This is a genomic window from Pasteurella sp. XG20 (genome assembly GCF_018968665.1).
Lineage (GTDB): Bacteria > Pseudomonadota > Gammaproteobacteria > Enterobacterales > Pasteurellaceae > Pasteurella > Pasteurella multocida.
This window is the reverse complement of record NZ_CP076656.1, coordinates 317,314-339,737: the sequence shown is the minus strand read 5'-3', so window position 1 is coordinate 339,737 and position 22,424 is coordinate 317,314. Positions and strand designations below refer to the sequence as shown.

Below are 22,424 nucleotides of genomic sequence, written 5' to 3'. Positions count from 1 at the left end.
ATTTTAGCAGATAAATAGTAAAAAACAAGAAATTGATAGGTGTGATTTAAGATAAAAAAGCAGGTGTTATCCTGCTTAGAGGATTTATTTTCGCTGCTCTCGTTTCCATTTGAGTGCAATATAACCACAACTTGGGATCAAATTTAATTGCTTATCATGGACGAAATCTGACAATGCTTGATAAAGTTTATCCGCAATACCTTGTCCTCTCAACACCTCTGAAACATAAGTATGGTTCGCATTAATCGTCTTTTCATCCACAAAATAATAGGTTAACTCTGCTATTTTGTTACCCTCATGGTCTAAACAAAAAAAGACACCCTGTTGTTCTGTTTGTTGATGTTGAATAAGCATCAATGTGCTCTCCAGTCTTCTTGCTCGTCGTTCATCGCAAAATCTGCACTCTCACAAGGAATCGCTTTTTCCTCGGCTGCCCATTCCCCTAAATCAATTAACTGGCAACGTTTGCAACAAAAAGGGCGGAATGGGCTTTTATCTGACCACTCCACCTGTTTTTGACAAATCGGACAAGGCATACTGAAAATATCGTCTGTCATAAATTTCTCATTACGCATTTTGCGCGTTGGCTAACTGTAAATATTGATGGTGTAATTCTAGCACTTTTTGTTTTAAAACAGGTAAATTTCCCTTTAAATCCGCATCATTCTGGATCACGTCATCAGCAAATTGTAATCGTGTTTGTCGATCAACTTGTGAAGCCATAATATGTTGAATAAGCTCAATCGAATTATTATCCCGTTGCATCGCACGCTGTATCTGCGTTTCCGGTTCTACATCAACCACGAGTACGCGCTGACAAAAAGCAGTTAAGTTATTTTCGATTAATAAAGGCACCACCCATAATACATAAGGATACGTTTGTATCTGTAATTGGCGCAACATCTCTTCACGAATGGCAGGATGTAATAACTGATTAAGCCAGACTTTATCCTCTGGATGACGAAAAATACGCTCACGTAATTTCGCACGGTTAAGCTCGCCACTTTCGCATAAGATATGCTCACCAAAATGATCGACTATTTTGGCAAGCAGTTCAGATCCTTTTGTAACGATATCTCTCGCCACGACATCTGCATCAATAACAGGTACACCAAGTGCCATGAATAAATGGGCAATAGTACTTTTGCCACTGCCTATACCACCCGTGAGTCCCACAATATATGTCATTGATTTCCCTCTTATTAGATCCAAAGCTTGCTCATCATACTTGGACTATACCAATTAGGCAAGATAACACATAACGCACTGAGTATCAGGAAAGGTGCAAAAGGAAGTTGTTTTATTTTCTGTCCTTTAATCCTTAACCCACAGACATAACCCAACCCCATCACACAAGCGAGAAACAACCACAGAGGCAACCAAGCAAAGTGTGACATACTCCCTAAACCAAGCATCAGCCAATAATCGCCTTTACCAAGGAGCTCTTTACGATAAATCCCTTTACTCAAATGATAGAGACAATAAAAAGCGAAAAAACCTGTTAATGCACTCTGTAAACTTTGTTCAAGATGAAGAGGACTCACTTCAACATAAGCAGCCACAACGCCGATCCAGAAAAGACAATAGCATAACTGCACTGAAATCAGTTGATATCGCCAATCAATGACAGCAATACAAATAGCAATAGACACATAACTGGCGATGAATACACCTTGATAAGGGATCTCAAATAACCAGTCCATCATCACAAATAAGCAAGCAAAGGCTATAAAAAAGAGCCAATGAGATGCGCAGTGCAAAGGTGCCAAATGACTGTTTTCCGTACTAAAATCAGGTAAATTAGTATCAAACAATGCCTGATATGCCACATAAACATCTTTAGCGACCCAATCACGAAAATGCAGAAGATAATAACGACACCATACTCCCATCAAACCACCAGCTACTATCAGAAATAATCTCATTACACCAATGCCCCCATATTAAACATCGGTAAATACATACCCAATAAAATGACACCAATAATCGAACCAATCACTAACATTAAACAGGGTTCCAATAATTGTGAAAGTAAATCAAGTTGGTGCTCTAACTTTTGTTGATAACTTTCTGCTATATACTGCAACATTTCGCTTAATCGCCCTGTCTGTTCACCAACATGTAACATCTGTTGTGCCATCTCCGGAAATAAGTTAGAGCCGATAACCTCAGAAAACCTATAACCTTGAGCAATCCCCTTTAACATTAACTGTACTTCTTCAGCCAGTCGCATCTCGGTAAGCTCGTGTTTTGCTATACCACTTTTCTGTGTAGGTAAAAAAGTCTGCAATGCCTGTTGCAAAGGCATGCCCGAGCTGAGCATAAGATGTAAATGACGACAAAAATGAATAAGCTCGTGATGTTGCGCAATTTTCTTAAAGATTGGAAGGAAATGAAGCAGACAATTTTTTAATCGATATAGTCCAACTCGCTGTCTCGCATTTAACATCAAAAAAATAAAGCCGAAAATTAATAGGAGACTCAATTGAAAAGCATAACCACGTAACCCTGCCGATACATTCAATAACAACACAGTAAACGCAGGTAAAGGTTGATTTGCATAAATCTCAGCAAACTGTGGCACAATAAACAGCAGTAACAACGACGTTAAGATCAATGTCACAACAAGCACTAACATTGGATAAAACAACATTTTCTGAACTTTGCGTCGTAACCCCAGTGATTGTTGACGTTGTTTCGCTAATTGTGCACAAACAAGCGGTAGTTTCCCAGTCGATTCACCAACAGAAATTAATTGGTATTCCTGTTTTGTTAAGTAACGATCTTGTGTAGCTAGCGCGGTTGAAAAAGAAAATCCACTTTCGAGTGAACAGAGTAACTGACGTAACCATTGCGTTAACTCAATATTGCTAGCATGTCGCTGTAATAGCTGTAAACTTTCCTTCAAGGGAACCGATGCTTGTAATAGCATCGCTAATTGCATTAACAGATCACAAATCTCTGTATATTTAGGTTGCATAGAAAGCTGCCAATTTCGTTGTAAATGCAGTTGGTGAACGCCCTGAAGTAATAAAGATTGCTGTGCTATCTCTTTACTTTCCGCCACAATAACTCCTTTTTGTATTTGCTGTAATCGATTTATTCCTTTCCAACGAAACATTTTTAATTTTTTCATCATTCACCTAATACACGTTGTACTTCATTGTCATCGGTCATGCCTAAACGAACTTTTTCCTTCGCACTCTCGCGTAAACTACTAAAATCCGTGACAAAACACCCTGTTTTATCTTTTTGTAAAAATTGATATACCCCAATCCTCCCTTTATACCCCTGATAGCAACGACACGCCGATTGTGTCTCTACACGGCAATCACAACAACGACGCAATAAACGCTGCGCCACAACAAGTAAGAGGCTTTGTTCAATTTCATGCAAAGGCACCCCTAATTGCTGTAAGCGAGTAAGGGCAGAGGGGGCATCATTTGTATGCAAGGTAGAGAGGACTAAATGCCCTGTTTGAGCCGCACGTAATGCGATTAACGCGCTTTCTTCATCACGAATTTCCCCTAACATAATAATGTCTGGATCTTGACGTAAAAAAGTGCGTAATAAGCGCTTGAAATCCAGTCCTATTTGCGTATTTACTTGCGTTTGGATTATCCCAGTCAACACAATTTCAATCGGATCTTCTGCTGTTAAAATATGCTTTTCTATGCTGTTGAGCCAAGCTAGCGCACTATAAAGCGAAATGCTTTTTCCACTCCCTGTTGGTCCCGTTACTAAAATCAGTCCTTGAGGCTGACTTAACGCGTGTTGGAACCTGTGTTGTTGGTCTGCGGTCATCCCCAACTCAGCAAAACTGAGATGAATAGGCTTATTTCGCTGTAAACGTAATACCGCTTTTTCGCCTAAATGCGTCGGCAACGTAGAAAGTCGAAAATCTAATGTATCAGAAAATGTCGTTTTAAATTGGAAACAACCGTCCTGAGGCAAACGTGTTTCACTAATATCTAATTTTGCTAATAATTTAAGACGAGAAATCAGGCGATTAGCCAATATCCCTGAAAAGGAAGGCTGGACTTGTAATACACCATCGATTCTAAAACGCACTTGTAAGCTATGCTGTTGCGGTTCAAAATGAATGTCAGAAGCCTGTAGCTGTAATGCACGTTCAAAAACCTGATCAAGTAATTGAATCAAAGGTTCATCCGTCGCGGAATCAGAATCTAATTGCGCGACTTGATAAACCGTGGGTATGTTTTCTTCCACTTGTAATTTTGGTGGGGAAAGTTGCTGCAATGCCCGTTTAAGTTCATTTGTTGATAATAAAACAGGCTCAATGTGTTTATTCGTTAAAAAAGAAAAGGCATCACATGCTGATAAATTCGCTAACGAATCCACACCAAGCCACAGCTGTTTTTCATCTTCTTGTAAAGGCAAGGCAAAATAACGTAATAAAAAACGTTGTTGTTGCTGATTTTTTTGCCATAGCGCCTGTTGGATTTCAAATACCTCTCCTGTCATTGCGCTAACAGTACACAAAGGATTCTCATGAAACATTATGCGCAAAATCCTGCTGGGAAAACTTCACTACCACCATTACATTTTACACTCCATGAAACACCATCAACGGCATTTCCTGTCGCGCTTAAAGTGTAATTGACTCCCTCTAAGCTTTTTTGACCAATGACAGTAATCACGCCAGACTTGACATTGATTGAGCTGAGATATTTTTTACCAGAACTTATATTTGCTCTAATACCATGCTGTCCTGCACTACATTCACTGGGCGTATTTGTATTATAGATACAAAGTTCTACCTCGGCACGATAAGGAGCAGCGGCTTGCAATAATTCAGAGATTGCCGCTTTTTTTGTATAATTTTGATAAGATGGCACGGCAATCGTGGCTAAAATCGCAATAATGGCAATGACAATCATTAATTCAATTAGCGTAAACCCTTTTTTAATCGAAAAGAAAATGGCTTTTTTCATATAAAACTCCTTTTGTCACATAAACGAAGACACACTAAAATGCTGAATGCCACAACGAGTGAACTGGCATTTTCTCGCCAACGAAGTATGTAATAAAAAGGTTTACTCAGAAAAAAACACAAATTACTTTTTCGATCTTTATCGCAAAACGGATCACTTATGACAAAAAAAGCAAAGCAACATATTCAGCAAGGGTGGCTAAAGGGGGCCAAAAGAGTCCTTTCTCCACATTATGATCAACGTCCAGATCTACATGACATTTCTCTACTTATTATCCACTATATTAGCCTCCCACCAGAGCAATTTGGCGGACACTATATTGATGATTTTTTCCAAGGCAAACTAAATCCTACACAACATCCTTATTTTGAAGAAATTGCAACATTACGTGTTTCTGCACATTGTTTAATCAACCGACAAGGTGAAATTACACAATATGTCAATTTTAATGATAGGGCTTGGCATGCTGGTGTCTCGCAATTCGAAGGAAGAGAAAAATGCAATGATTTTTCTATTGGTATTGAATTAGAAGGAAGTAATACTCAGCCTTTCACTGTCGCGCAATATCAATCATTAATCACTCTCACAAAAGCGATTATGGCAAGTTATCCAGACATTACATTACAACGGATCGTGGGGCATTGCGATGTTGCGCCAGGTCGCAAAATCGATCCGGGTCAATATTTTGACTGGCAGACTTATCTAGAAGCGCTACAAAACCAGTGACCAAAAAACAAACACAAGAAATGACTAATTCATCACAACTAACAAAAAAGCAACATAAAACATTATCTATTTGATTTATAAGACAATAAACACATATCACATTGAGCATTAATTAACCAAAATGAGTTACTAAAATGAATTCCTCTATTCAACCACAATTTTATCCACAGAAAACGTGAATAACTTATTTTTCTGACAACAGCACGACTACACGTTGTCAAAGTGGAAGAAAATACCGATTTTACTCATCAGTCATGTCAAAAAATCATAAAGAACGCACGATCTTGTATGTCTCTGTGTAAAAAAGAGAAGCCAAACTGAAACACATCTAACCAATTGATTAATAAAACATTTTACTTATTAACTAACAGTTAACTGTTGTTTATGTGTGGGTTATAAACAACGTTATCCACATTTTGTGAAGACAAGTCATCATAATCTCAAATACATAAAAGAAGAGATTTTGCCAAAAAGCATAAGAAACCTTGTGCTTAATTGGATTATCAGTTGAGAAAATCATGATTATATGAAACAATCGACAGATTATTTTATGATGAATTAAATAGATAGATTAAAGGAGCGCTAGTGATCGATTTCGATGGCTACCGTCCGAATGTAGGTATTGTCATTTGCAATAGTAAAGGACAAGTACTTTGGGCTAAAAGATACGGACAAAATTCTTGGCAATTTCCTCAAGGCGGCATTAATGACAATGAAAGCGCCGAGCAAGCCATGTATCGGGAATTGTTTGAAGAAGTTGGCTTATCGCCTAAAGATGTCAAAATATTATATATTTCAAAACATTGGTTACGTTATAAATTACCAAAACGTTTGTTACGTTACGACAGCAAACCCGTGTGTATCGGTCAAAAACAACGTTGGTTTCTATTGCAGCTGGTTTCCGATGAAAAAAATATCAACATGCAATCCAGTAAATCACCTGAATTTGATGGTTGGCGCTGGGTCAGCTTCTGGTATCCTGTCCGCCAAGTCGTGTCTTTTAAAAAAGAAGTGTATCGTAAAGCAATGAAAGAATTTGCTTCAGTCCTCTTTGATGGGGCGAAAGAAAATCTTTTATCGAGCAAAAGCAATGAAAGTGATTTAAAGACACATCACACAACAAAAAAATCCACATTTTTAACCAAGCACTCAAAAAAACATTTTCATAAATCAAGGGGTTGAGTATGTTCACCTTTTTTCTTATATGCCTGGCGGTTGGTGCATTTGCAGGCTTTTTAGCCGGTCTTTTTGGTATCGGTGGCGGTCTTGTCATTGTACCTGTACTCGTTTATTTAATGCCTAAATACGTTGGTGTGCCGGAAGCGATGGTGATGGCTTGTGCGCTTGGCACGTCTTTTGCCACCATTGTGATTACCGGTTTTTCTTCTGCTCAACGCCATCATAAACTCGGTAATGTTGTGTGGGATGTGGTCAAAGTGCTTGCCCCTGTTATCATGATCACAACTTTTATTTCGGGTTTCTTCATCAGCTATTTACCCAAAGACATTTCAGCAAGACTCTTTGCTTGTTTAGTGATCTATCTTGCTATCAAGATGTTTCTTTCCGTTAAACCTAAACCAGTCACTAAAGCGTTAACCAAAGCCTCAACCATCATAGCTGGTATCCTTATTGGTATGGCATCTAGCGCGGCTGGAATTGGTGGCGGTGGTTTTATTGTTCCCTTCCTCAATTCAAGAGGCATTGATATGAAAAAAGCAATTGGATCTTCTGCAGTGTGCGGGAGCTTATTGGCAATTGCGGGTATGCTAAGCTTTATGATTGCGGGTTGGAAAGTAGAAGGGCTGCCAGAATATTCTATGGGCTATGTTTATTTACCTGCGTTAGTCGGCATTACGTTAACTTCTATTTTTACTTCAAAAATTGGTGCAACAGTCACTTCCATATTACCCGTGCCTATTCTTAAGAAAGCTTTTGCGCTTATGCTGCTTATCCTGGCTATCAACATGATTCTAAAATAAAGGAATTTTATGCAATCGAATTATTTTTCATTTCCACAATTTGATCCCGTCATTTTTGAAATCGGTCCTATCGGTTTACGTTGGTATGGCTTAATGTATCTGCTGGGGTTTCTCTTTGCCCGTTGGCTTGCGGTGAAACGTGCTAATCAAACAGGCAGTGGCTGGACAACAGACCAAGTGGATAGCCTGTTATTTAACGGTTTTATGGGCGTTTTTTTAGGTGGACGTATTGGTTACGTGTTGTTTTATCAATTCGATTATTTCTTACAAGATCCTGCGTATTTATTCCGTGTTTGGGAAGGCGGTATGTCTTTCCATGGTGGCTTAATTGGTGTGATTTTAGCCATGTTAATCACAGCTAAAATACAAAAACGGGGTTTCTGGCAAACGGCGGATTTTGTGGCACCTTTGATTCCATTTGGCTTAGGTATGGGACGCATCGGCAACTTTATCAATGACGAATTGTGGGGGCGTGTCACGGATGTGCCATGGGCAGTCTTATTCCCATCAGGCGGATATTTACCACGCCATCCATCACAGCTATACGAAGCGGTATTAGAAGGCATTGTGCTATTCTTTATTCTGAATTGGTATATCAAAAAACCTCGACCAATCGGTGCAACCGCTGGTTTATTCTTACTCGGTTACGGTATTTTCCGTTTTATCGTTGAGTTTTTCCGTGAGCCTGATGCCCAATTAGGCTTATATTTTGGTCAACACATCTCTATGGGACAAATTCTCTCCACACCAATGATTCTCATTGGTGCGGTCATCATGTTAGTGGCATATCAAAGTGCGGGTAAAAAAAGGGAAATATTATGAAACACTATTTAGAACTTTGCCAACGTATCGTTGATGAAGGTGTTTGGGTTGAAAATGCACGGACGGGAAAACGTTGTCTGACCGTGATTGATGCAGATCTCACCTACGATGTTGCCAATAACCAATTTCCGCTGATCACCACACGCAAAAGCTATTGGAAAGCGGCAATTGCAGAATTTTTAGGTTATATCCGCGGCTATGACAATGCGGCGGATTTCCGCAAACTCGGTACCAAAACCTGGGATGCCAATGCTAATGAAAACAGTGCGTGGCTCAATAATCCGCACCGCAAAGGCACCGATGATATGGGACGTGTTTATGGCGTACAAGGGCGTGCATGGCGCAAGCCAAACGGTGAAACCGTCGATCAATTGCGCAAAATCGTCAATAATCTGCGCAACGGCATTGATGACCGTGGTGAAATCATGACCTTCTTCAACCCCGGTGAATTTGAACTGGGTTGCCTACGTCCTTGCATGCACACCCACACCTTCTCATTACTCGGTGATACCCTCTATCTCACCAGTTATCAGCGTTCTTGTGATGTGCCGCTTGGCTTGAATTTCAACCAAATTCAAGTGTTCACCTTTCTTGCCTTGATGGCACAAATTACGGGCAAAAAAGCGGGTAAGGCGTACCACAAAATCATCAATGCACACATTTATGAAGATCAACTTGATCTCATGAAAAATGTGCAATTAAAACGTGAACCCTTCCCGTTGCCACAATTGCACATTAACCCCGAGATTAAAACTCTCGAAGATTTAGAAACTTGGGTGACTATGGATGATTTTAAGGTCACGGGCTATCAATGCCACGATGCCATTAAATATCCTTTCTCTGTGTAAGAGGTCGCGTCAAGATGCAATCTGACATGGATGAAAAATGGATGCGTCATGCATTACGCTTGGCTGATAAAGCAGAGCAATTAGGCGAGATTCCAGTGGGTGCTGTGTTAGTCGATGAGCAGGGGAATCTATTAGGTGAAGGGTGGAATTTATCCATCAGTGAATCCGACCCCACTGCACATGCTGAAATTGTCGCATTACGTCAAGGCGGGCAACGCTTACAAAACTACCGCCTGCTCAACACCACGTTGTATGTCACCCTGGAACCCTGCACCATGTGTGCAGGGGCAATTTTACACAGCCGTATTAAACGTCTGGTGTTTGGTGCTACCGATTACAAAACCGGCGCCGTCGGTTCACGTTTTCATTTTTTTGATGACTATAAAATGAATCATGCGATAGAAATTACCGCTGGCGTATTGCAAGAAGAATGTAGCCAAAAAATCAGCGCCTTTTTCCAAAAACGCCGAGAACAACAAAAAATTGCTAAACAAAAAAGCCACCTTGAAACATAAGGTGGCGAGTTGTGTTGAAAAGCATCAGCATATCATGCCTTCCTTTTGGTTTATTTCGTTGTCTTGCAAAACTTTTTTAAAATGTACCGCACTTTCCGAGAATAAAGTCCTTCGCTGTAATTGGGCAAAGTGTATTCGTTTCAGATGAAATTGTGTGTAAATAAAAAAGAGCAGAAATATTCTGCTCCTCTTTCTTACATCGACTAACAAGCTAAATTAATATTTTACAATATGCCCATAACTTTCCAGAATCAATTTAATATGTTCTAAGGATTCTTTTGTTGGAGGATTGACCTCTTCCAGTTCATATTTTTCACCCATTGCTTCCCATTTGTGTGCGCCCAAACGGTGATAAGGCAATAATTCGACTTTCTCAATGTTTTTCATGTCTTTAATAAAGTGACCCAATAAATGAATATCTTCATCGGCATCGGTATAACCCGGTACGACAACATAACGAATCCAAACAGGCTGATTACGTTTGGCTAGATATTGAGCAAACTCTAAAGTGCGCTTATTTGGTACACCGATTAAGTTTTGGTGAATTTTATCATTCAGTTGTTTGAGATCGAGTAATACAAGATCCGTCACATCTAACAGCTCATCAATCACGTGATCATAATTACGCACAAAACCGTTGGTATCTAAACAGGTATGAATCCCCTCTTTTTTACAAGCGCTAAACCAATCACGTACAAACTCTGCTTGCAATACCGCTTCGCCACCAGAGGCGGTAACGCCTCCACCAGATGCATTCATAAAGTGGCGATAAGTCACCACTTCTTTCATTAATTCCTCAACAGTAATTTCCTTGCCGGCGTGCAAATCCCACGTATCTCGATTGTGACAGTATTGGCAACGCATTAAGCAACCTTGCATAAATAAAATAAAACGAATACCGGGCCCATCAACAGTGCCACAGGATTCGTAAGAATGAATTCTTCCCACAACAGCCATAATCAATCCTTAAACATTTTTTGCTTATTATAATCGAAATTTAGCCGTATTGTTGCGAATTATTCGACTATATTACATTGTCCTCACAACAAAAAAATACTCGGCATTCGCTTAAATAAATGCCGAGTGAGATACGGACTGCAGAAAAGTGTGCTGGCTTTTTTTAGAAGGTAAAACCAATGCCCGCTTGGAGTGTCGTGTTTGAAAGCGCATTTTTACGTCCTAGATCACGACGAAAAGCAAGATTTGCATGGAACCCACTGCTTATCGGTTTAAAGTGTAAACCCGCAACAATATTTACCCACTGGTTATCTTGCGATGGCAAGACAGTCATAAAAGAACTCCCATTCAAACTCGCTTGGATGGTAGGTAAATCATTGTTCCATTCTTTTACCCAACGTGTCGTGACATAAGGTTGCCAGCTTGCCGCCTGATAACGTAAATCAAAGCCAACACCACTTCTTACACTTTTTTCAGTACGTGCGGCAAATTGCATTTGTGTGATGCCACGGTTTTGCTCACCAAATCCTGCCACATCCGTTTTGGTTTTATTGAGATCCGCAATCAAGGCGATACCTAACGCCTTGAATTTCCATTCATAGCCGGCAAATAACCCCATGCTGAAACTTTCAGCTTCGGTTTCGGCTGATTGTTGGTGAGTCGAATGTCCAATATACGCCACTCTATCTGTTGTCAATGTTGTATTATTCACTTGGAGTGCACTTCCCAACCACCAATTATCTGCATCATAACGAAGTGCGGTGCTTAATACACGATTTTGCGTATTGATATTAATCAGCCCCTGTTGCACATCTTGTTTCTGCTGACTCGCAACAAGCGCTAATTGCCACTGAGGGTTAAATTGGACTTTAGCACCAACATGTAAACTATGTCCCCCTTTTTGTTTCTGATAAGCGGCTAATGTATCAACACTCTGTGCGCTTTGTTGCTGTAAACGATGACGATTACTTTCAGTACGAATAAAATCCAATGCTAGCTCCGTTTGCTGCTGAACGATCTGAGTCAGAATCCCCATGTCCTTTGGCGTCTGTAATACATTAAGAATATAATCTGACATCGCTTTATGTGCAGTTGGTCCTGGGTGGAAACTGTCTGCAAATAAGCGTTGACTGGCAGCTGTTTGATCCTCAGGCTTACATACCGGTTTAGCTGGGTCTGCTGTGCTCTCTTTACAAACGACGGTTGTCGTATTCGTTAAACTATATTCTGCTGGACGGGTCATCATATCTTTTAATAATCCATCAGTGTCAATACGTACAATATTTCCACCCACTTGGTTTAACGCTGACGTAATACTGGCATTTAAGAATGCGGTGGCTTGTGCCGCCTGTTCAACAATGGTTTTGTATTCTTTAATTAATGTCTCTGCAATACCTTTGGCATTATAACCCGCACTGGACAATGCAATTTGAGTGAACCAATATCGGCTGTTATAAAAATCTTCTGCTGCTTTTTCTAATGTTTGTACACGGTGTTTTTCAAATTCTTCCAAATTCTTGGTTGGTTGGACTAAAAGTTGTTCAGCCGCCGCTTTAAAATTGGCAACAAAATCCGATTGTTTGATTAACCCATAGGATTTTGCTTGGATTTGTGCGCCGGCTGCTTCACCCAATTTATCGAAAAATTCAGGCGTATAAGTCACGTTTGGGATCGTAGGCGCGATGATCTGATTAACACCAGCCTGTTGTAATGCTCCCCATTGCTGTGCCATCGTTTGTGCCATAGTATTAATACTAGCTAACACGTAGGCTTGTTTCTCTTCAGGTGTTGTCTTCGTTACTGCTGTTGCTAATACTGTCGCCAAATCATTACCGCCTGCCCATAGAATATGTAAAGCCTCTTTTTTGACTGGCGCATGTAAATACTCGTTGATCTGCTTTTCTAGCGCTAAATGAGGTTGTTCTGCTGTTCTAGTATTATGTGCACCAACAATCACCCCACCGCTGTACGCGTAGTTCAAACCACCTTGTGTAGAAGGTATTAATTTTTTCCCAAATGCTTGAGCCAAATATTCATCATAAAGGTGATGATAGCTTCCATCAGACTTTAAATAAGAGGCTTTCTTATTCCAACCTGTTTGCCCCATATCACTTAAACTATCACCAAACACGACAACATCTTGTGCCAGAGCAGCCGAACTTAGTGAACAAAATAATGCGAATGAAAGTGTATTAATTTTCACAATAATGTCCTTCAATTATTCATCGTCAGTCAAAAATTTGCGCCATCATACGTTCATTATTGGAAGATACCTAGCCAGACCACTACTGGTATGAACAGAAGTCAATGTTTAATCACATAAAAAAGCCTCTGTGCTTTCACACAGAGGCTTTTATGTCCATTCACCTACTCAATTACATCGCTTGAGTAAAGGTACGCGTAATCACGTCTTGTTGTTGTTCTTTGGTTAACGAGTTAAAGCGTACTGCATAACCCGAAACACGAATGGTTAATTGTGGATATTTCTCCGGATTTTCCATTGCATCTAACAACATTTCACGGTTCATGACGTTCACGTTTAAGTGTTGTCCGCCTTCAATCGTTGCTTCATGATGGAAGTAACCATCCATTAGACCTGCAAGGTTACGTTTTTGTGCTTCGTAATCTTTACCTAAGGCATTTGGTACGATTGAGAAGGTATAAGAAATACCATCTTTCGCATAAGCAAATGGCAATTTCGCAACAGAAGTTAACGATGCCACTGCACCTTTTTGGTCACGACCGTGCATTGGGTTCGCACCCGGTCCAAATGGTGCACCAGAACGACGACCATCTGGGGTGTTACCTGTTTTCTTACCATAAACCACGTTAGATGTAATAGTAAGTACAGATTGTGTCGGTGTCGCATTACGATAAGTACCCAATTTTTGGATTTTCTTCATAAAGCGTTCAACTAAATCACAAGCGATTTCATCAACACGGTTATCGTTGTTACCGAATTGTGGATATTCGCCTTCAATTTCAAAGTCGATTGCCACATCTTTTGCAATACCAACCACTTCACCCGCTTTATTTTTGATTTCGATATCACCACGAACTGGTTTCACTTTCGCATATTTAATGGCAGATAAAGAGTCCGCCGCGACAGAAAGCCCTGCGATACCACAAGCCATAGTACGGAATACATCACGATCATGAAGCGCCATTAGTGCGGCTTCATACGCGTATTTATCGTGCATAAAGTGAATGATGTTCAATGCAGTAACATATTGTTTCGCTAACCAATCCATAAAGCTGTCTAAGCGCGTCATGACATCATCATAATCTAAGTATTCGCTGGTAATTGGATCGGTTTTCGGTCCTACTTGGTCACCTGATTTCTCATCCACACCGCCATTGATTGCGTATAACAAGGTTTTCGCTAAGTTGGCACGTGCACCGAAGAATTGCATCATTTTACCCACGATCATTGGCGATACACAGCATGCAATCGCATAGTCATCGTTTTGGAAGTCAGGACGCATTAAGTCATCGTTTTCATACTGAACAGAAGACGTATCGATAGACACTTTTGCCGCATAACGTTTGAAACCTTCTGGTAATTTTTCAGACCAAAGAATCGTTAAGTTTGGCTCTGGTGACGGTCCCATCGTATAAAGGGTGTGTAAAATACGGAAGCTGTTTTTGGTTACTAAAGTACGACCATCTAAGCCCATACCGGCTAAGGTTTCCGTTGCCCACATTGGGTCGCCCGAGAATAATTGATCGTACTCTGGGGTACGTAAGAAACGCACCATACGTAATTTCATGACTAAGTGGTCAATTAATTCTTGTGCTTCTTGTTCTGTAATTTTGCCTGCTTTTAAATCACGCTCAATATAAATATCCAAGAAAGTCGATACACGACCAAATGACATGGCAGCACCGTTTTGCGATTTCACTGCAGCAAGATAAGCAAAGTAAGTCCATTGTACCGCTTCATGTGCATTAGTCGCTGGACCCGAAATATCGTAACCGTAAGAGGCCGCCATTTCTTTCATTTTGCCTAAAGCACGGTGTTGTTCCGCAATTTCTTCACGTAATTGAATCGTTGCTTGGATATCTTCGCCACGCTCTAGTTTGTCTTGTAATGACGTAAATTGGTTAAATTTATCTTTCATTAAGAAGTCTGCACCATACAGAGCCATACGACGATAGTCACCAATGATACGACCACGACCATAAGCATCCGGAAGCCCTGTGATTACCCCAGATTTACGGCAACGTAAAATATCGGGTGTATAAACATCAAATACACCTTGGTTGTGGGTTTTACGGTATTCAGTAAAGATTTGCTCGACTTCTGGTTTTAGTTCACGGCGATAAACTTTACAAGAACCTTTCACCATGTTGATACCACCAAACGGCATAATCGCACGTTTTAAAGGTGCATCTGTTTGCAAACCAACAATTTTCTCTAAGCTTTTATCAATATAACCCGGCGCATGTGAAGTGATTGTTGACGGCGTATCGCAATCAATGTCATACGGCTCGTGGGTTTTATTTTCCACTTTGATTTTTTCCATCACATCATTCCACAATTTTGTTGTGGCTTCTGTGGCATCGGCTAAGAAAGACTCATCCCCTTCATAAGGTGTATAGTTTTTTTGAATAAAATCGCGTACATTCACTTCTGTTTGCCAGTCGCCACCGGTAAACCCTTCCCAAGCCTTTTGTTGAGTTTCATTTAATTGACTCATACTCAATACCTTCTATTAATTAATGAAAATAAATCTTGTCATCGCTTACATAAAAGTAACATTGTTACTTTTACACCTAAACTGCTTAATGTGGGCGGTTAATGTACCACTGTGTTAATGCGACACAGAGGGCGCCACCAACAATATTCCCTAAGGTCACGGGAATTAAATTTTTTACTACAAAATGATACATATCTAAATCAGCAAATTGCGCGGGATTTAAACTCACAGCTTGCCAAAATTCAGGGGAAGCAAAATGCGCGATCATCATCCCCATTGGGATCATAAACATATTTGCCACACTATGCTCAAAGCCTGATGCCACAAACATCGAAATCGGCAAAATCATGATCACCGCTTTATCTAATAAGGTTTTGCCGGCATAAGTCATCCATACCGCAATACACACCATAATGTTACAAAAAATACCCAATGCAAAGGCTTCTGTCCAAGTGTGATGAATTTTATGTTGGGCTGTTTTTAAAATGGTTAATCCCCATTGCCCGTTGGCAGCCATAATTTGCCCTGCAAACCAAGTAAGCAACACAATGAAAAGTGCGCCGACAAAGTTGCCTCCGTACACCACGAGCCAGTTGCGCAACATTTGGAAAGTAGAGATTCGACCACTGACTCGCGCAACCGCAGTCATCGTTGATGAAGTAAAAAGTTCAGAACCGCACACCACCACCATAATCACCCCAAGGGAGAAAACAATACCACCGACTAATTTTGTGAGTCCCCATGGTGCATCACCATTACCGGTTTGTGTGGTTGCGTAGAAAACGAATGCAATGGCAATAAATGCCCCTGCTGGAATAGCAGAAAAGAAAGAGTAGATTTGTTTTTTTGTAGCTTTATAAACACCGACATCTTCGCCAATCTGTGCCATCTTTGCGGGTGACACCATACAGGTTGACGTTGATTCTTCTGATTTCATCCTTAAATCCCCTTACATGAATATCGTATAATGCCTAATGACGATGAGTCACATAAATCAATAATTTAAAAAAATTTTATTTTTTATAATTTTTGTTAATTATAGGGAGTTTTCGTGCAAAATAAAAGCGCTTTTTTGTTCAAAAAAACACCCAAAGCCATTTTTTCTTACGCCAGATCAATTTATTGTTAAAATATTTTAATTTTCAACAAATTAACATTAATTTAAATAACTTATAACAAGATTTTAACAGCTATTTTTTAATCACTAATAGTTCATTTTTAAAACAGCAAAAAGCCACACTCTAGTGTCCTGAAAAAATTGCCATTTTAGCCATTTTCTGTTAAAACGTGCGTAGATTTTCACATAATGAAAAAGGATAAGTAAAATGACTGAAGAAACGATTTTCAGTAAAATCATTCGTCAAGAAATTCCAGCGAATATTGTTTACCAAGATGAATTGGTCACGGCCTTTCGTGATATTTCACCACAAGCAAAAACTCACATTCTGATTATTCCAAACAAGCTCATTCCTACGGTTAACGACGTTACCGCGCAAGATGAAATCAGTTTAGGTCGCCTTTTTACTGTGGCGGCGAAGCTTGCCAAAGACGAAGGCATAGCAGAAGACGGCTACCGCTTAATTGTGAACTGTAATAAACATGGTGGACAAGAAGTCTTTCATTTGCACATGCACCTCGTGGGTGGTGAACCACTTGGTAGAATGTTGGCAAAATAATGAAAAAACTGACCGCTCTTTTCATCTCAAGCTATCTGCTTGCGGGTTGTGGTTCTCACCAACCCGTGAATCTGCTACATACACATCAGCCTATCTTGAATATTGAGGCGGATGCGCATCAGTTAGTTGAAGCACATGTTTCGCCAACACTCGCTTGGGTTAAAAATAAATATGCTACGCCCATACAATTAACTTACCAAGTATTTTGGTATGACAAACAGGGCGTCAGTCAAGCGACCACCCTGTCAGATAACCCATTAGGCTTGCAAGGGCATGAAAAATACATTATTCCGTTAAATAAACCCACTGCAGAAAGCCAAAACTACCGTTTATATCTGCGCTTAAAATAAGGTCTTTTATGTCAACACTATTGATCGATTTACAAGGTCAAGAACTTAGCCAAGAAGAAGTCGAGCTGTTATCACATCCTTTAGTAGCAGGGCTCATTTTATTTACACGGAATTTCCATGATCGCGCCCAAATGCAAGCGCTGATCCAATCGATTCGTCAACGCGTCAAGAAGCCGTTGTTGATTACGGTGGATCAAGAAGGTGGGCGAGTTCAGCGTTTTCGTGAAGGTTTCACCCAACTTCCTGCTATGCAAGCCTTTGCCTGTTTAATTGATGATCCTGTACAACAAACAAACATGGCACAGCAAGCTGGGTGGCAAATGGCAGCAGAAATGACCGCACTTGGTATTGATCTCAGCTTTGCGCCTGTTTTAGATTTAGGACATCAATGTCAAGCCATTGGCGACCGCAGTTTTCATTCACAAGCAGAAATGACACTCAACCTTGCCAGCGCCTTTATTGACGGTATGCATCAAGTGGGAATGGCCGCCACGGGTAAGCATTTTCCGGGTCATGGTCATGTGATTGCAGATTCACATTTAGAAACGCCTTATGATGAACGTCCAAAACAACAGATCTTTGCGCAAGATATTCAGCCATTCCAGCAGTTGATTCAACAAAATATGCTCGATGCCATCATGCCTGCACATGTGATTTATAGCCAATGCGATCCTCAACCTGCGAGTGGTTCTGCATATTGGTTAAAACAGGTACTACGCCAACAACTTGGCTTTAACGGTGCTATTTTCTCTGATGATCTCGGTATGAAAGGCGCGGGCTTTATGGGGGATTTTGTGCAACGTTGTGAGCAATCTTTGCAGGCGGGTTGTGATTTACTGTTACTGTGTAATGAAAGAGAAGGCGTTATCCAAGTGTTAGATAATTTAAAACTTTCTGAAACAGAGCCGCACTTTGCCCTACGTCAACAGCGTTTACAGCAGCTTTTCAAACGTAAAACTATTCGTTGGTCTGAATTGGAAGCCACTTCACGTTGGTTGGAAAATCGCAAAATATTGACCGCACTTCAACAACGCTGGCTTGATAACAAAGCCAACAAACATTAATTAATTATGTCATCTCCTTCTACTTCTTTTGCGTTGCCTTGTCAGCATTATCAACGTGGCGATTGTCGTTCTTGTCAATGGCTGGCGACGCCTTACTCAACACAGCTTGCGAAAAAACAGCAACATCTACAACAGCAACTCCAAAAACTGGATTGTACACAAATTCAATGGCAAGCACCTTATACGTCAATACTGCAAGGATTTCGTAATAAAGCCAAAATGGCAGTCAGTGGGATGGTAGAACGACCGATATTAAGTCACCCACAAAGTGAGGCGGACTTAACCGATTGCCCACTCTACCCAGCTCATTTTACAAACATCTTTACGATTTTAAGAGATTTCATTGCACGAGCAGGCTTAGTCCCCTATAACATTCAAAAACAAAAAGGGGAACTGAAATATATTTTGCTAACAGAAAGCCAGCTTGATGGTGGTTTAATGTTACGCTTCGTGCTCCGTTCAGAAAAAAAATTACCTTTAGTTCAGCGCGAACTGCCCGGGTTATTAGCCAAATTGCCACAACTAAAAGTGGTCAGTTTAAATATTCAACCGCAACATGCCGCCATTTTAGAAGGGGAAAAAGAAATTTTTCTCACGGAACAACACACGCTAGAAGAGTGTTTTAATCAGATTCCGTTATTCATTCGCCCACAAGGCTTTTTCCAAACCAATCCACAAGTAGCACAAGGGCTATATGGCACTGCGCAACATTGGGTACAAGAGCTACCCGTTCACAGGCTATGGGATTTATTTTGTGGTGTTGGAGGTTTTGGCTTACATTGTGCACAAGCCTTACAAACCCAATACCCTGATCGCATAATTCAATTAACCGGCATTGAGATTTCCGCCTCAGCCATTGAAGCCGCAACACTCTCGGCACAAAAATTAGGCTTAAAACAGGTAAAGTTTCAATCTTTAGATGCTAAACATTTCGCCTTAGCACAATTTCCCGCGGCACAAGACGACACACCCGAACTTGTGATCGTTAACCCTCCTCGTCGCGGCATTGGTATAGAACTGGCACAATTTCTCAATCAACTCGCACCGCACTTTATTTTGTATTCCAGTTGTAATGCAGAAACCATGGGAAAAGATATCCTCCACTTGAGCGATTATCAACTGAAAAAAGTACAGTTATTTGATATGTTCCCACATACTTCTCATTATGAAGTGCTGTGTTTACTGGAACGAAAATAAATGTGTTTATCTGTCTTACAAGACCGATTTTTTAAGGACATAAAAAAACGGTGGAGTCTTCCACCGTTTTTCCTTCAATATCATTCAACAGATTAGTCTAAACGTTTTGATAATGCTAACCAATCCGCTTTAAATTCACGGCGCATATTGTTGATTGCATCAATAATATCGTGGTGAACTAATTGTTCATTTTGAATACCAACGCAATAGCCACCTTTACCTTGCATTAATAAATCAACCGCATAAACGCCCATACGTGAACCTAAAATACGGTCAAATGCGCAAGGCGTACCGCCACGTTGAATATGACCTAAAATGGTAGCACGGGTTTCATGTTTCACACGCGATTCAATTTCACGGGCTAATTCATTCACATCACAAATTAACTCGGTAATTGCAATAATGGCATGACGTTTACCTTTGATAATACTGCGCTCAATCTGTTGAATTAACTCTTCACGGTTAAATTCTACTTCCGATGCCACAATATACTCACAACCACCAGCAATACCCGCTGAAATAGCTAAATCACTACAATGACGTCCCATGATTTCAACAATCGAAATACGTTGGTGCGAACTTGAGGTATCGCGTAAACGGTCAATGGCTTCGACGGCTGTCTGTAATGCGGTTTGATAACCGATGGTGTAGTCTGTCCCTGCCACATCGTTATCAATCGTACCCGGGATACCGACACAAGGGAAACCATGTTCTTCCGTCAGTAATTTTGCCCCCATGTAAGAACCGTCCCCACCAATCACCACAAGTGCATCAATACCATGGGAACGTAAAATTTCAGCACATTTAGCGCGAACCGCAGGATCTTTAAATTCAGGAAAACGCGCCGATCCTAGAAAAGTACCGCCGCGGTTAATAATGTCGGAAACACTATAACGGGTCATTTGTTTCACTTTATTATGATATAACCCATAATAGCCTTCATAAATACCGTATACTTCTAATCCTGCCGCAAGTGCTGAACGAACCACGCCGCGAATGGCGGCATTCATGCCCGGTGCGTCACCACCACTGGTTAATACTGCTATTTTTTTTATCATATATTAAACCTTCTAAATAAAAATGAATCCAAAATCGTCGCTAAGATTACACTATTCATACAAACTGCTCTAGCAAAATTTATGAAAAATCCTACTACATTTGATCTAGCTTAGCATTTTCTAATTTTTCGGCTTGTACTACGCTTGTTGGCTCATGATGAATCACGATATCGACTCGTGCAAACGCCTGACGAAGCCGTTGTTCAAGTTGTTCGGTAATATCGTGTGCTTCTAAAAAAGACAAATGATCATCGAGCTCTAAATCAAACTGGACAAAACGAATGGCGCCTGACTGACGAGTACGCAAATCATGAAACCCTAGAATACGTTTATCTGACAAAATGATTTGTTCGATTTGACGAATTTCTGCTTCAGGTAACGCTCGATCCAACAGTAATTGTACCGCTTCAAATAACATTTTTAGTGCACTGACCAAAATATAAACCGCAATGATAATTGCCCCAATTGCATCCGCCAGAATAAAATCAAACGCAGTGAACACGAGAGAAATTAAAATCGCTACATTCATGTAGATATCAGTTTGGTAATGTAAACGATCCGCTTTAATCGCCGGACTACCCGTTTTATGAATAATGCGACTTTGGTAATACACTAACGCGGAAGTGATCACAATCGAAAACCAAATGACGGCAATCCCTAGAGTTTGATTGGTTAACGGTTGAGGATCATTAAAACGATGAATCCCTTGCAGGAGGAGAAAAACCGCGGAGCCAGAGATAAAGGCGCTTTGAATTAATGAAGCAAGAGATTCCGCCTTACCATGACCAAATGAGTGATTATCATCTGCTGGCATTAAGGCAAAACGTAAAATCAGCATATTTAAAAAGGAAGCCGCTAAATCCAAGGTGGAATCAACAATAGATGCCAACATGCTCACAGAGCCTGTTTCCCACCATGCAAATCCCTTCACCAGAATCAACATTAAAGCAGTATAGACCGCACAATTTGCCGCTTTTTTCACTTGTGAAGAATAGCTTTTTTCTTCCATCTATGCACACATCCATTGCCAAGCCACTTGTTTAATGTGCTTCATTTCTTTCTCTACTACATACTTTTTCAAATAACGAATCACTTTTTCATTTTTCATGTGGCGCAATTTTTTGCTTTTCGGAATTTTTAATGAATATTGGTATTGCACAAATCCACAGCCCGCAATGCCTTTTCCTTTTGCTACATCGACTTGCCAATCATTATTTTTCACTGTCGGTTCATAGATGACAAAAGAATACAGGGTTTCCTGTTGTTGCTGTAATTTAAAATGTTTGACCCCAGTATTTTTATAGACACGTTGACGCAATGCGATACGATCATCTAAGCTGACTTGCATGGGATTACGATCAAATAACAATTCCACCGCACTTTTCCAATTTTCTACACTTTCCCCTTCTTCTAAATAAAAGAAACGGGCAAGATTCCCCAAATCTTGTTGCGTGGCTAAAGTATAGGTGTGTTGATTATGGGTAATCTGCTGCGGTGCCACTAATTGCGGTTTGCTGGCACAGCCTGAAAGTAACAGCCCAATCAGTGCAGTTAATATGAAGAGAATCTTTTGCATA

Annotated in this window: 24 protein-coding genes; 10 read left to right on the top strand and 14 right to left on the bottom strand. The window is 40.3% G+C overall.

Going from position 1 to position 22,424, the window contains the following annotated elements; all coding sequences use genetic code 11:
- Window positions 1-84: 84 nt before the first annotated feature.
- Genes KPF51_RS01480 through ppdD form a run of 7 tightly spaced genes read right to left on the bottom strand, consistent with a single transcriptional unit; the run spans window position 85 to window position 4,955 of the window.
- Window positions 85-354, bottom strand: a complete 270-nt coding sequence (locus KPF51_RS01480) for a GNAT family N-acetyltransferase (protein ID WP_005722568.1) — start codon at window positions 352-354, stop codon at window positions 85-87.
- Window positions 354-557, bottom strand: coding sequence for a DNA gyrase inhibitor YacG (gene yacG, locus KPF51_RS01475; protein WP_005722566.1), 204 nt, complete (start codon window positions 555-557; stop codon window positions 354-356). The genes KPF51_RS01480 and yacG overlap by 1 nt, the downstream gene beginning before the upstream one ends.
- A gap of 10 nt (window positions 558-567) precedes the next feature.
- Window positions 568-1,188: a dephospho-CoA kinase gene (gene coaE / locus KPF51_RS01470; protein ID WP_005722564.1), complete on the bottom strand. Its 621-nt coding sequence runs from the start codon at window positions 1,186-1,188 to the stop codon at window positions 568-570.
- Window positions 1,189-1,202: 14 nt separating this feature from the next.
- The gene (locus KPF51_RS01465; RefSeq protein WP_005722562.1) at window positions 1,203-1,925 is read right to left on the bottom strand and encodes an A24 family peptidase; all 723 of its coding nucleotides are present in this window, start codon (window positions 1,923-1,925) and stop codon (window positions 1,203-1,205) included.
- Window positions 1,925-3,136, bottom strand: coding sequence for a type II secretion system F family protein (locus tag KPF51_RS01460; RefSeq protein ID WP_005722560.1), 1,212 nt, complete (start codon window positions 3,134-3,136; stop codon window positions 1,925-1,927). Before KPF51_RS01460 ends, KPF51_RS01465 begins: the two co-directional genes overlap by 1 nt.
- Window positions 3,136-4,521 (bottom strand): GspE/PulE family protein, encoded by a 1,386-nt coding sequence (locus KPF51_RS01455; RefSeq protein ID WP_061406214.1) that lies wholly within the window; start codon window positions 4,519-4,521, stop codon window positions 3,136-3,138. The genes KPF51_RS01460 and KPF51_RS01455 overlap by 1 nt, the downstream gene beginning before the upstream one ends.
- Window positions 4,521-4,955 carry a prepilin peptidase-dependent pilin gene (gene ppdD / locus KPF51_RS01450; protein WP_061406215.1) on the bottom strand — a complete coding sequence of 145 codons (435 nt, stop codon included), beginning with the start codon at window positions 4,953-4,955 and terminating at the stop codon, window positions 4,521-4,523. The genes KPF51_RS01455 and ppdD overlap by 1 nt, the downstream gene beginning before the upstream one ends.
- Before the next feature lie 159 nt (window positions 4,956-5,114).
- On the opposite strand from ppdD, the gene ampD reads away from it, so the two are divergent.
- From ampD to tadA, 6 genes are all read left to right on the top strand, one after another.
- Complete coding sequence (ampD, locus tag KPF51_RS01445; RefSeq protein WP_005719130.1) at window positions 5,115-5,681, top strand: 1,6-anhydro-N-acetylmuramyl-L-alanine amidase AmpD; 567 nt, start codon at window positions 5,115-5,117, stop codon at window positions 5,679-5,681.
- A gap of 585 nt (window positions 5,682-6,266) precedes the next feature.
- Window positions 6,267-6,863: an RNA pyrophosphohydrolase gene (rppH, locus tag KPF51_RS01440; protein WP_005722417.1), complete on the top strand. Its 597-nt coding sequence runs from the start codon at window positions 6,267-6,269 to the stop codon at window positions 6,861-6,863.
- Window positions 6,864-6,865: 2 nt separating this feature from the next.
- On the top strand, window positions 6,866-7,660 hold the full coding sequence (locus KPF51_RS01435; RefSeq protein WP_005722415.1) for a sulfite exporter TauE/SafE family protein: 795 nt from the start codon (window positions 6,866-6,868) through the stop codon (window positions 7,658-7,660).
- A gap of 9 nt (window positions 7,661-7,669) precedes the next feature.
- Complete coding sequence (gene lgt / locus KPF51_RS01430) at window positions 7,670-8,482, top strand: prolipoprotein diacylglyceryl transferase (RefSeq protein ID WP_010906471.1); 813 nt, start codon at window positions 7,670-7,672, stop codon at window positions 8,480-8,482.
- Window positions 8,479-9,330 (top strand): thymidylate synthase, encoded by an 852-nt coding sequence (locus tag KPF51_RS01425; protein ID WP_005722413.1) that lies wholly within the window; start codon window positions 8,479-8,481, stop codon window positions 9,328-9,330. The genes lgt and KPF51_RS01425 overlap by 4 nt, the downstream gene beginning before the upstream one ends.
- A gap of 14 nt (window positions 9,331-9,344) precedes the next feature.
- Window positions 9,345-9,845 (top strand): tRNA adenosine(34) deaminase TadA, encoded by a 501-nt coding sequence (gene tadA / locus KPF51_RS01420; protein ID WP_005722410.1) that lies wholly within the window; start codon window positions 9,345-9,347, stop codon window positions 9,843-9,845.
- A 216-nt stretch (window positions 9,846-10,061) separates the two neighbouring features.
- Here the strand turns inward: tadA and pflA are convergent, their stop codons facing one another.
- The 4 genes from pflA to focA form a co-directional block, all read right to left on the bottom strand.
- On the bottom strand, window positions 10,062-10,802 hold the full coding sequence (pflA, locus tag KPF51_RS01415; protein ID WP_064661093.1) for a pyruvate formate lyase 1-activating protein: 741 nt from the start codon (window positions 10,800-10,802) through the stop codon (window positions 10,062-10,064).
- 163 nt (window positions 10,803-10,965) lie between these two features.
- Window positions 10,966-13,005 (bottom strand): autotransporter domain-containing protein, encoded by a 2,040-nt coding sequence (locus KPF51_RS01410; protein WP_005722329.1) that lies wholly within the window; start codon window positions 13,003-13,005, stop codon window positions 10,966-10,968.
- A gap of 172 nt (window positions 13,006-13,177) precedes the next feature.
- A complete protein-coding gene (gene pflB / locus KPF51_RS01405) occupies window positions 13,178-15,502 on the bottom strand; it encodes a formate C-acetyltransferase (RefSeq protein ID WP_005722327.1) in 2,325 nt (774 codons plus the stop codon).
- 85 nt (window positions 15,503-15,587) lie between these two features.
- Window positions 15,588-16,439, bottom strand: a complete 852-nt coding sequence (gene focA / locus KPF51_RS01400; RefSeq protein WP_005751067.1) for a formate transporter FocA — start codon at window positions 16,437-16,439, stop codon at window positions 15,588-15,590.
- A 388-nt stretch (window positions 16,440-16,827) separates the two neighbouring features.
- Between focA and hinT the strand changes: the two genes are divergently transcribed.
- The 4 genes from hinT to rlmC are packed head-to-tail and all read left to right on the top strand — an operon-like array spanning window position 16,828 to window position 19,789.
- Complete coding sequence (gene hinT / locus KPF51_RS01395) at window positions 16,828-17,178, top strand: purine nucleoside phosphoramidase (RefSeq protein WP_005722325.1); 351 nt, start codon at window positions 16,828-16,830, stop codon at window positions 17,176-17,178.
- Window positions 17,178-17,528, top strand: coding sequence for a YcfL family protein (locus KPF51_RS01390; RefSeq protein WP_005722324.1), 351 nt, complete (start codon window positions 17,178-17,180; stop codon window positions 17,526-17,528). Before hinT ends, KPF51_RS01390 begins: the two co-directional genes overlap by 1 nt.
- Before the next feature lie 8 nt (window positions 17,529-17,536).
- Window positions 17,537-18,592, top strand: coding sequence for a beta-N-acetylhexosaminidase (gene nagZ, locus KPF51_RS01385; RefSeq protein ID WP_005722321.1), 1,056 nt, complete (start codon window positions 17,537-17,539; stop codon window positions 18,590-18,592).
- Window positions 18,593-18,598: 6 nt separating this feature from the next.
- Entirely contained in the window at window positions 18,599-19,789 is a 1,191-nt protein-coding gene (gene rlmC / locus KPF51_RS01380; RefSeq protein WP_005722319.1) for a 23S rRNA (uracil(747)-C(5))-methyltransferase RlmC, read from the top strand.
- A gap of 92 nt (window positions 19,790-19,881) precedes the next feature.
- Here the strand turns inward: rlmC and pfkA are convergent, their stop codons facing one another.
- The 3 genes from pfkA to KPF51_RS01365 form a co-directional block, all read right to left on the bottom strand.
- Entirely contained in the window at window positions 19,882-20,847 is a 966-nt protein-coding gene (gene pfkA, locus KPF51_RS01375; RefSeq protein WP_005751062.1) for a 6-phosphofructokinase, read from the bottom strand.
- Between the two features lie 94 nt (window positions 20,848-20,941).
- Window positions 20,942-21,856 (bottom strand): cation diffusion facilitator family transporter, encoded by a 915-nt coding sequence (locus KPF51_RS01370; protein ID WP_005753332.1) that lies wholly within the window; start codon window positions 21,854-21,856, stop codon window positions 20,942-20,944.
- Window positions 21,857-22,423 (bottom strand): 6-phosphofructokinase, encoded by a 567-nt coding sequence (locus tag KPF51_RS01365; protein ID WP_005722317.1) that lies wholly within the window; start codon window positions 22,421-22,423, stop codon window positions 21,857-21,859.
- Between the last annotated feature and the right edge of the window lies 1 nt (window position 22,424).

Excerpts from the sequence above, each read along its gene's own strand:
- KPF51_RS01435 (WP_005722415.1), top strand. The coding sequence starts at position 6,866 with ATGTTCACCTTTTTTCTTATATGCCTGGCGGTTGGTGCATTTGCAGGC.
- pflA (WP_064661093.1), bottom strand. The coding sequence starts at position 10,802 with ATGGCTGTTGTGGGAAGAATTCATTCTTACGAATCCTGTGGCACTGTT.
- pflB (WP_005722327.1), bottom strand. The coding sequence starts at position 15,502 with ATGAGTCAATTAAATGAAACTCAACAAAAGGCTTGGGAAGGGTTTACC.
- KPF51_RS01365 (WP_005722317.1), bottom strand. The coding sequence starts at position 22,423 with ATGCAAAAGATTCTCTTCATATTAACTGCACTGATTGGGCTGTTACTT.
- pfkA (WP_005751062.1), bottom strand. The coding sequence starts at position 20,847 with ATGATAAAAAAAATAGCAGTATTAACCAGTGGTGGTGACGCACCGGGC.
- yacG (WP_005722566.1), bottom strand. The coding sequence starts at position 557 with ATGACAGACGATATTTTCAGTATGCCTTGTCCGATTTGTCAAAAACAG.
- KPF51_RS01480 (WP_005722568.1), bottom strand. The coding sequence starts at position 354 with ATGCTTATTCAACATCAACAAACAGAACAACAGGGTGTCTTTTTTTGT.
- lgt (WP_010906471.1), top strand. The coding sequence starts at position 7,670 with ATGCAATCGAATTATTTTTCATTTCCACAATTTGATCCCGTCATTTTT.
- KPF51_RS01425 (WP_005722413.1), top strand. The coding sequence starts at position 8,479 with ATGAAACACTATTTAGAACTTTGCCAACGTATCGTTGATGAAGGTGTT.
- KPF51_RS01455 (WP_061406214.1), bottom strand. The coding sequence starts at position 4,521 with ATGTTTCATGAGAATCCTTTGTGTACTGTTAGCGCAATGACAGGAGAG.
- ampD (WP_005719130.1), top strand. The coding sequence starts at position 5,115 with ATGACAAAAAAAGCAAAGCAACATATTCAGCAAGGGTGGCTAAAGGGG.
- coaE (WP_005722564.1), bottom strand. The coding sequence starts at position 1,188 with ATGACATATATTGTGGGACTCACGGGTGGTATAGGCAGTGGCAAAAGT.
- KPF51_RS01370 (WP_005753332.1), bottom strand. The coding sequence starts at position 21,856 with ATGGAAGAAAAAAGCTATTCTTCACAAGTGAAAAAAGCGGCAAATTGT.
- ppdD (WP_061406215.1), bottom strand. The coding sequence starts at position 4,955 with ATGAAAAAAGCCATTTTCTTTTCGATTAAAAAAGGGTTTACGCTAATT.
- KPF51_RS01390 (WP_005722324.1), top strand. The coding sequence starts at position 17,178 with ATGAAAAAACTGACCGCTCTTTTCATCTCAAGCTATCTGCTTGCGGGT.
- KPF51_RS01465 (WP_005722562.1), bottom strand. The coding sequence starts at position 1,925 with ATGAGATTATTTCTGATAGTAGCTGGTGGTTTGATGGGAGTATGGTGT.
- tadA (WP_005722410.1), top strand. The coding sequence starts at position 9,345 with ATGCAATCTGACATGGATGAAAAATGGATGCGTCATGCATTACGCTTG.
- focA (WP_005751067.1), bottom strand. The coding sequence starts at position 16,439 with ATGAAATCAGAAGAATCAACGTCAACCTGTATGGTGTCACCCGCAAAG.
- rlmC (WP_005722319.1), top strand. The coding sequence starts at position 18,599 with ATGTCATCTCCTTCTACTTCTTTTGCGTTGCCTTGTCAGCATTATCAA.
- hinT (WP_005722325.1), top strand. The coding sequence starts at position 16,828 with ATGACTGAAGAAACGATTTTCAGTAAAATCATTCGTCAAGAAATTCCA.
- KPF51_RS01460 (WP_005722560.1), bottom strand. The coding sequence starts at position 3,136 with ATGAAAAAATTAAAAATGTTTCGTTGGAAAGGAATAAATCGATTACAG.
- nagZ (WP_005722321.1), top strand. The coding sequence starts at position 17,537 with ATGTCAACACTATTGATCGATTTACAAGGTCAAGAACTTAGCCAAGAA.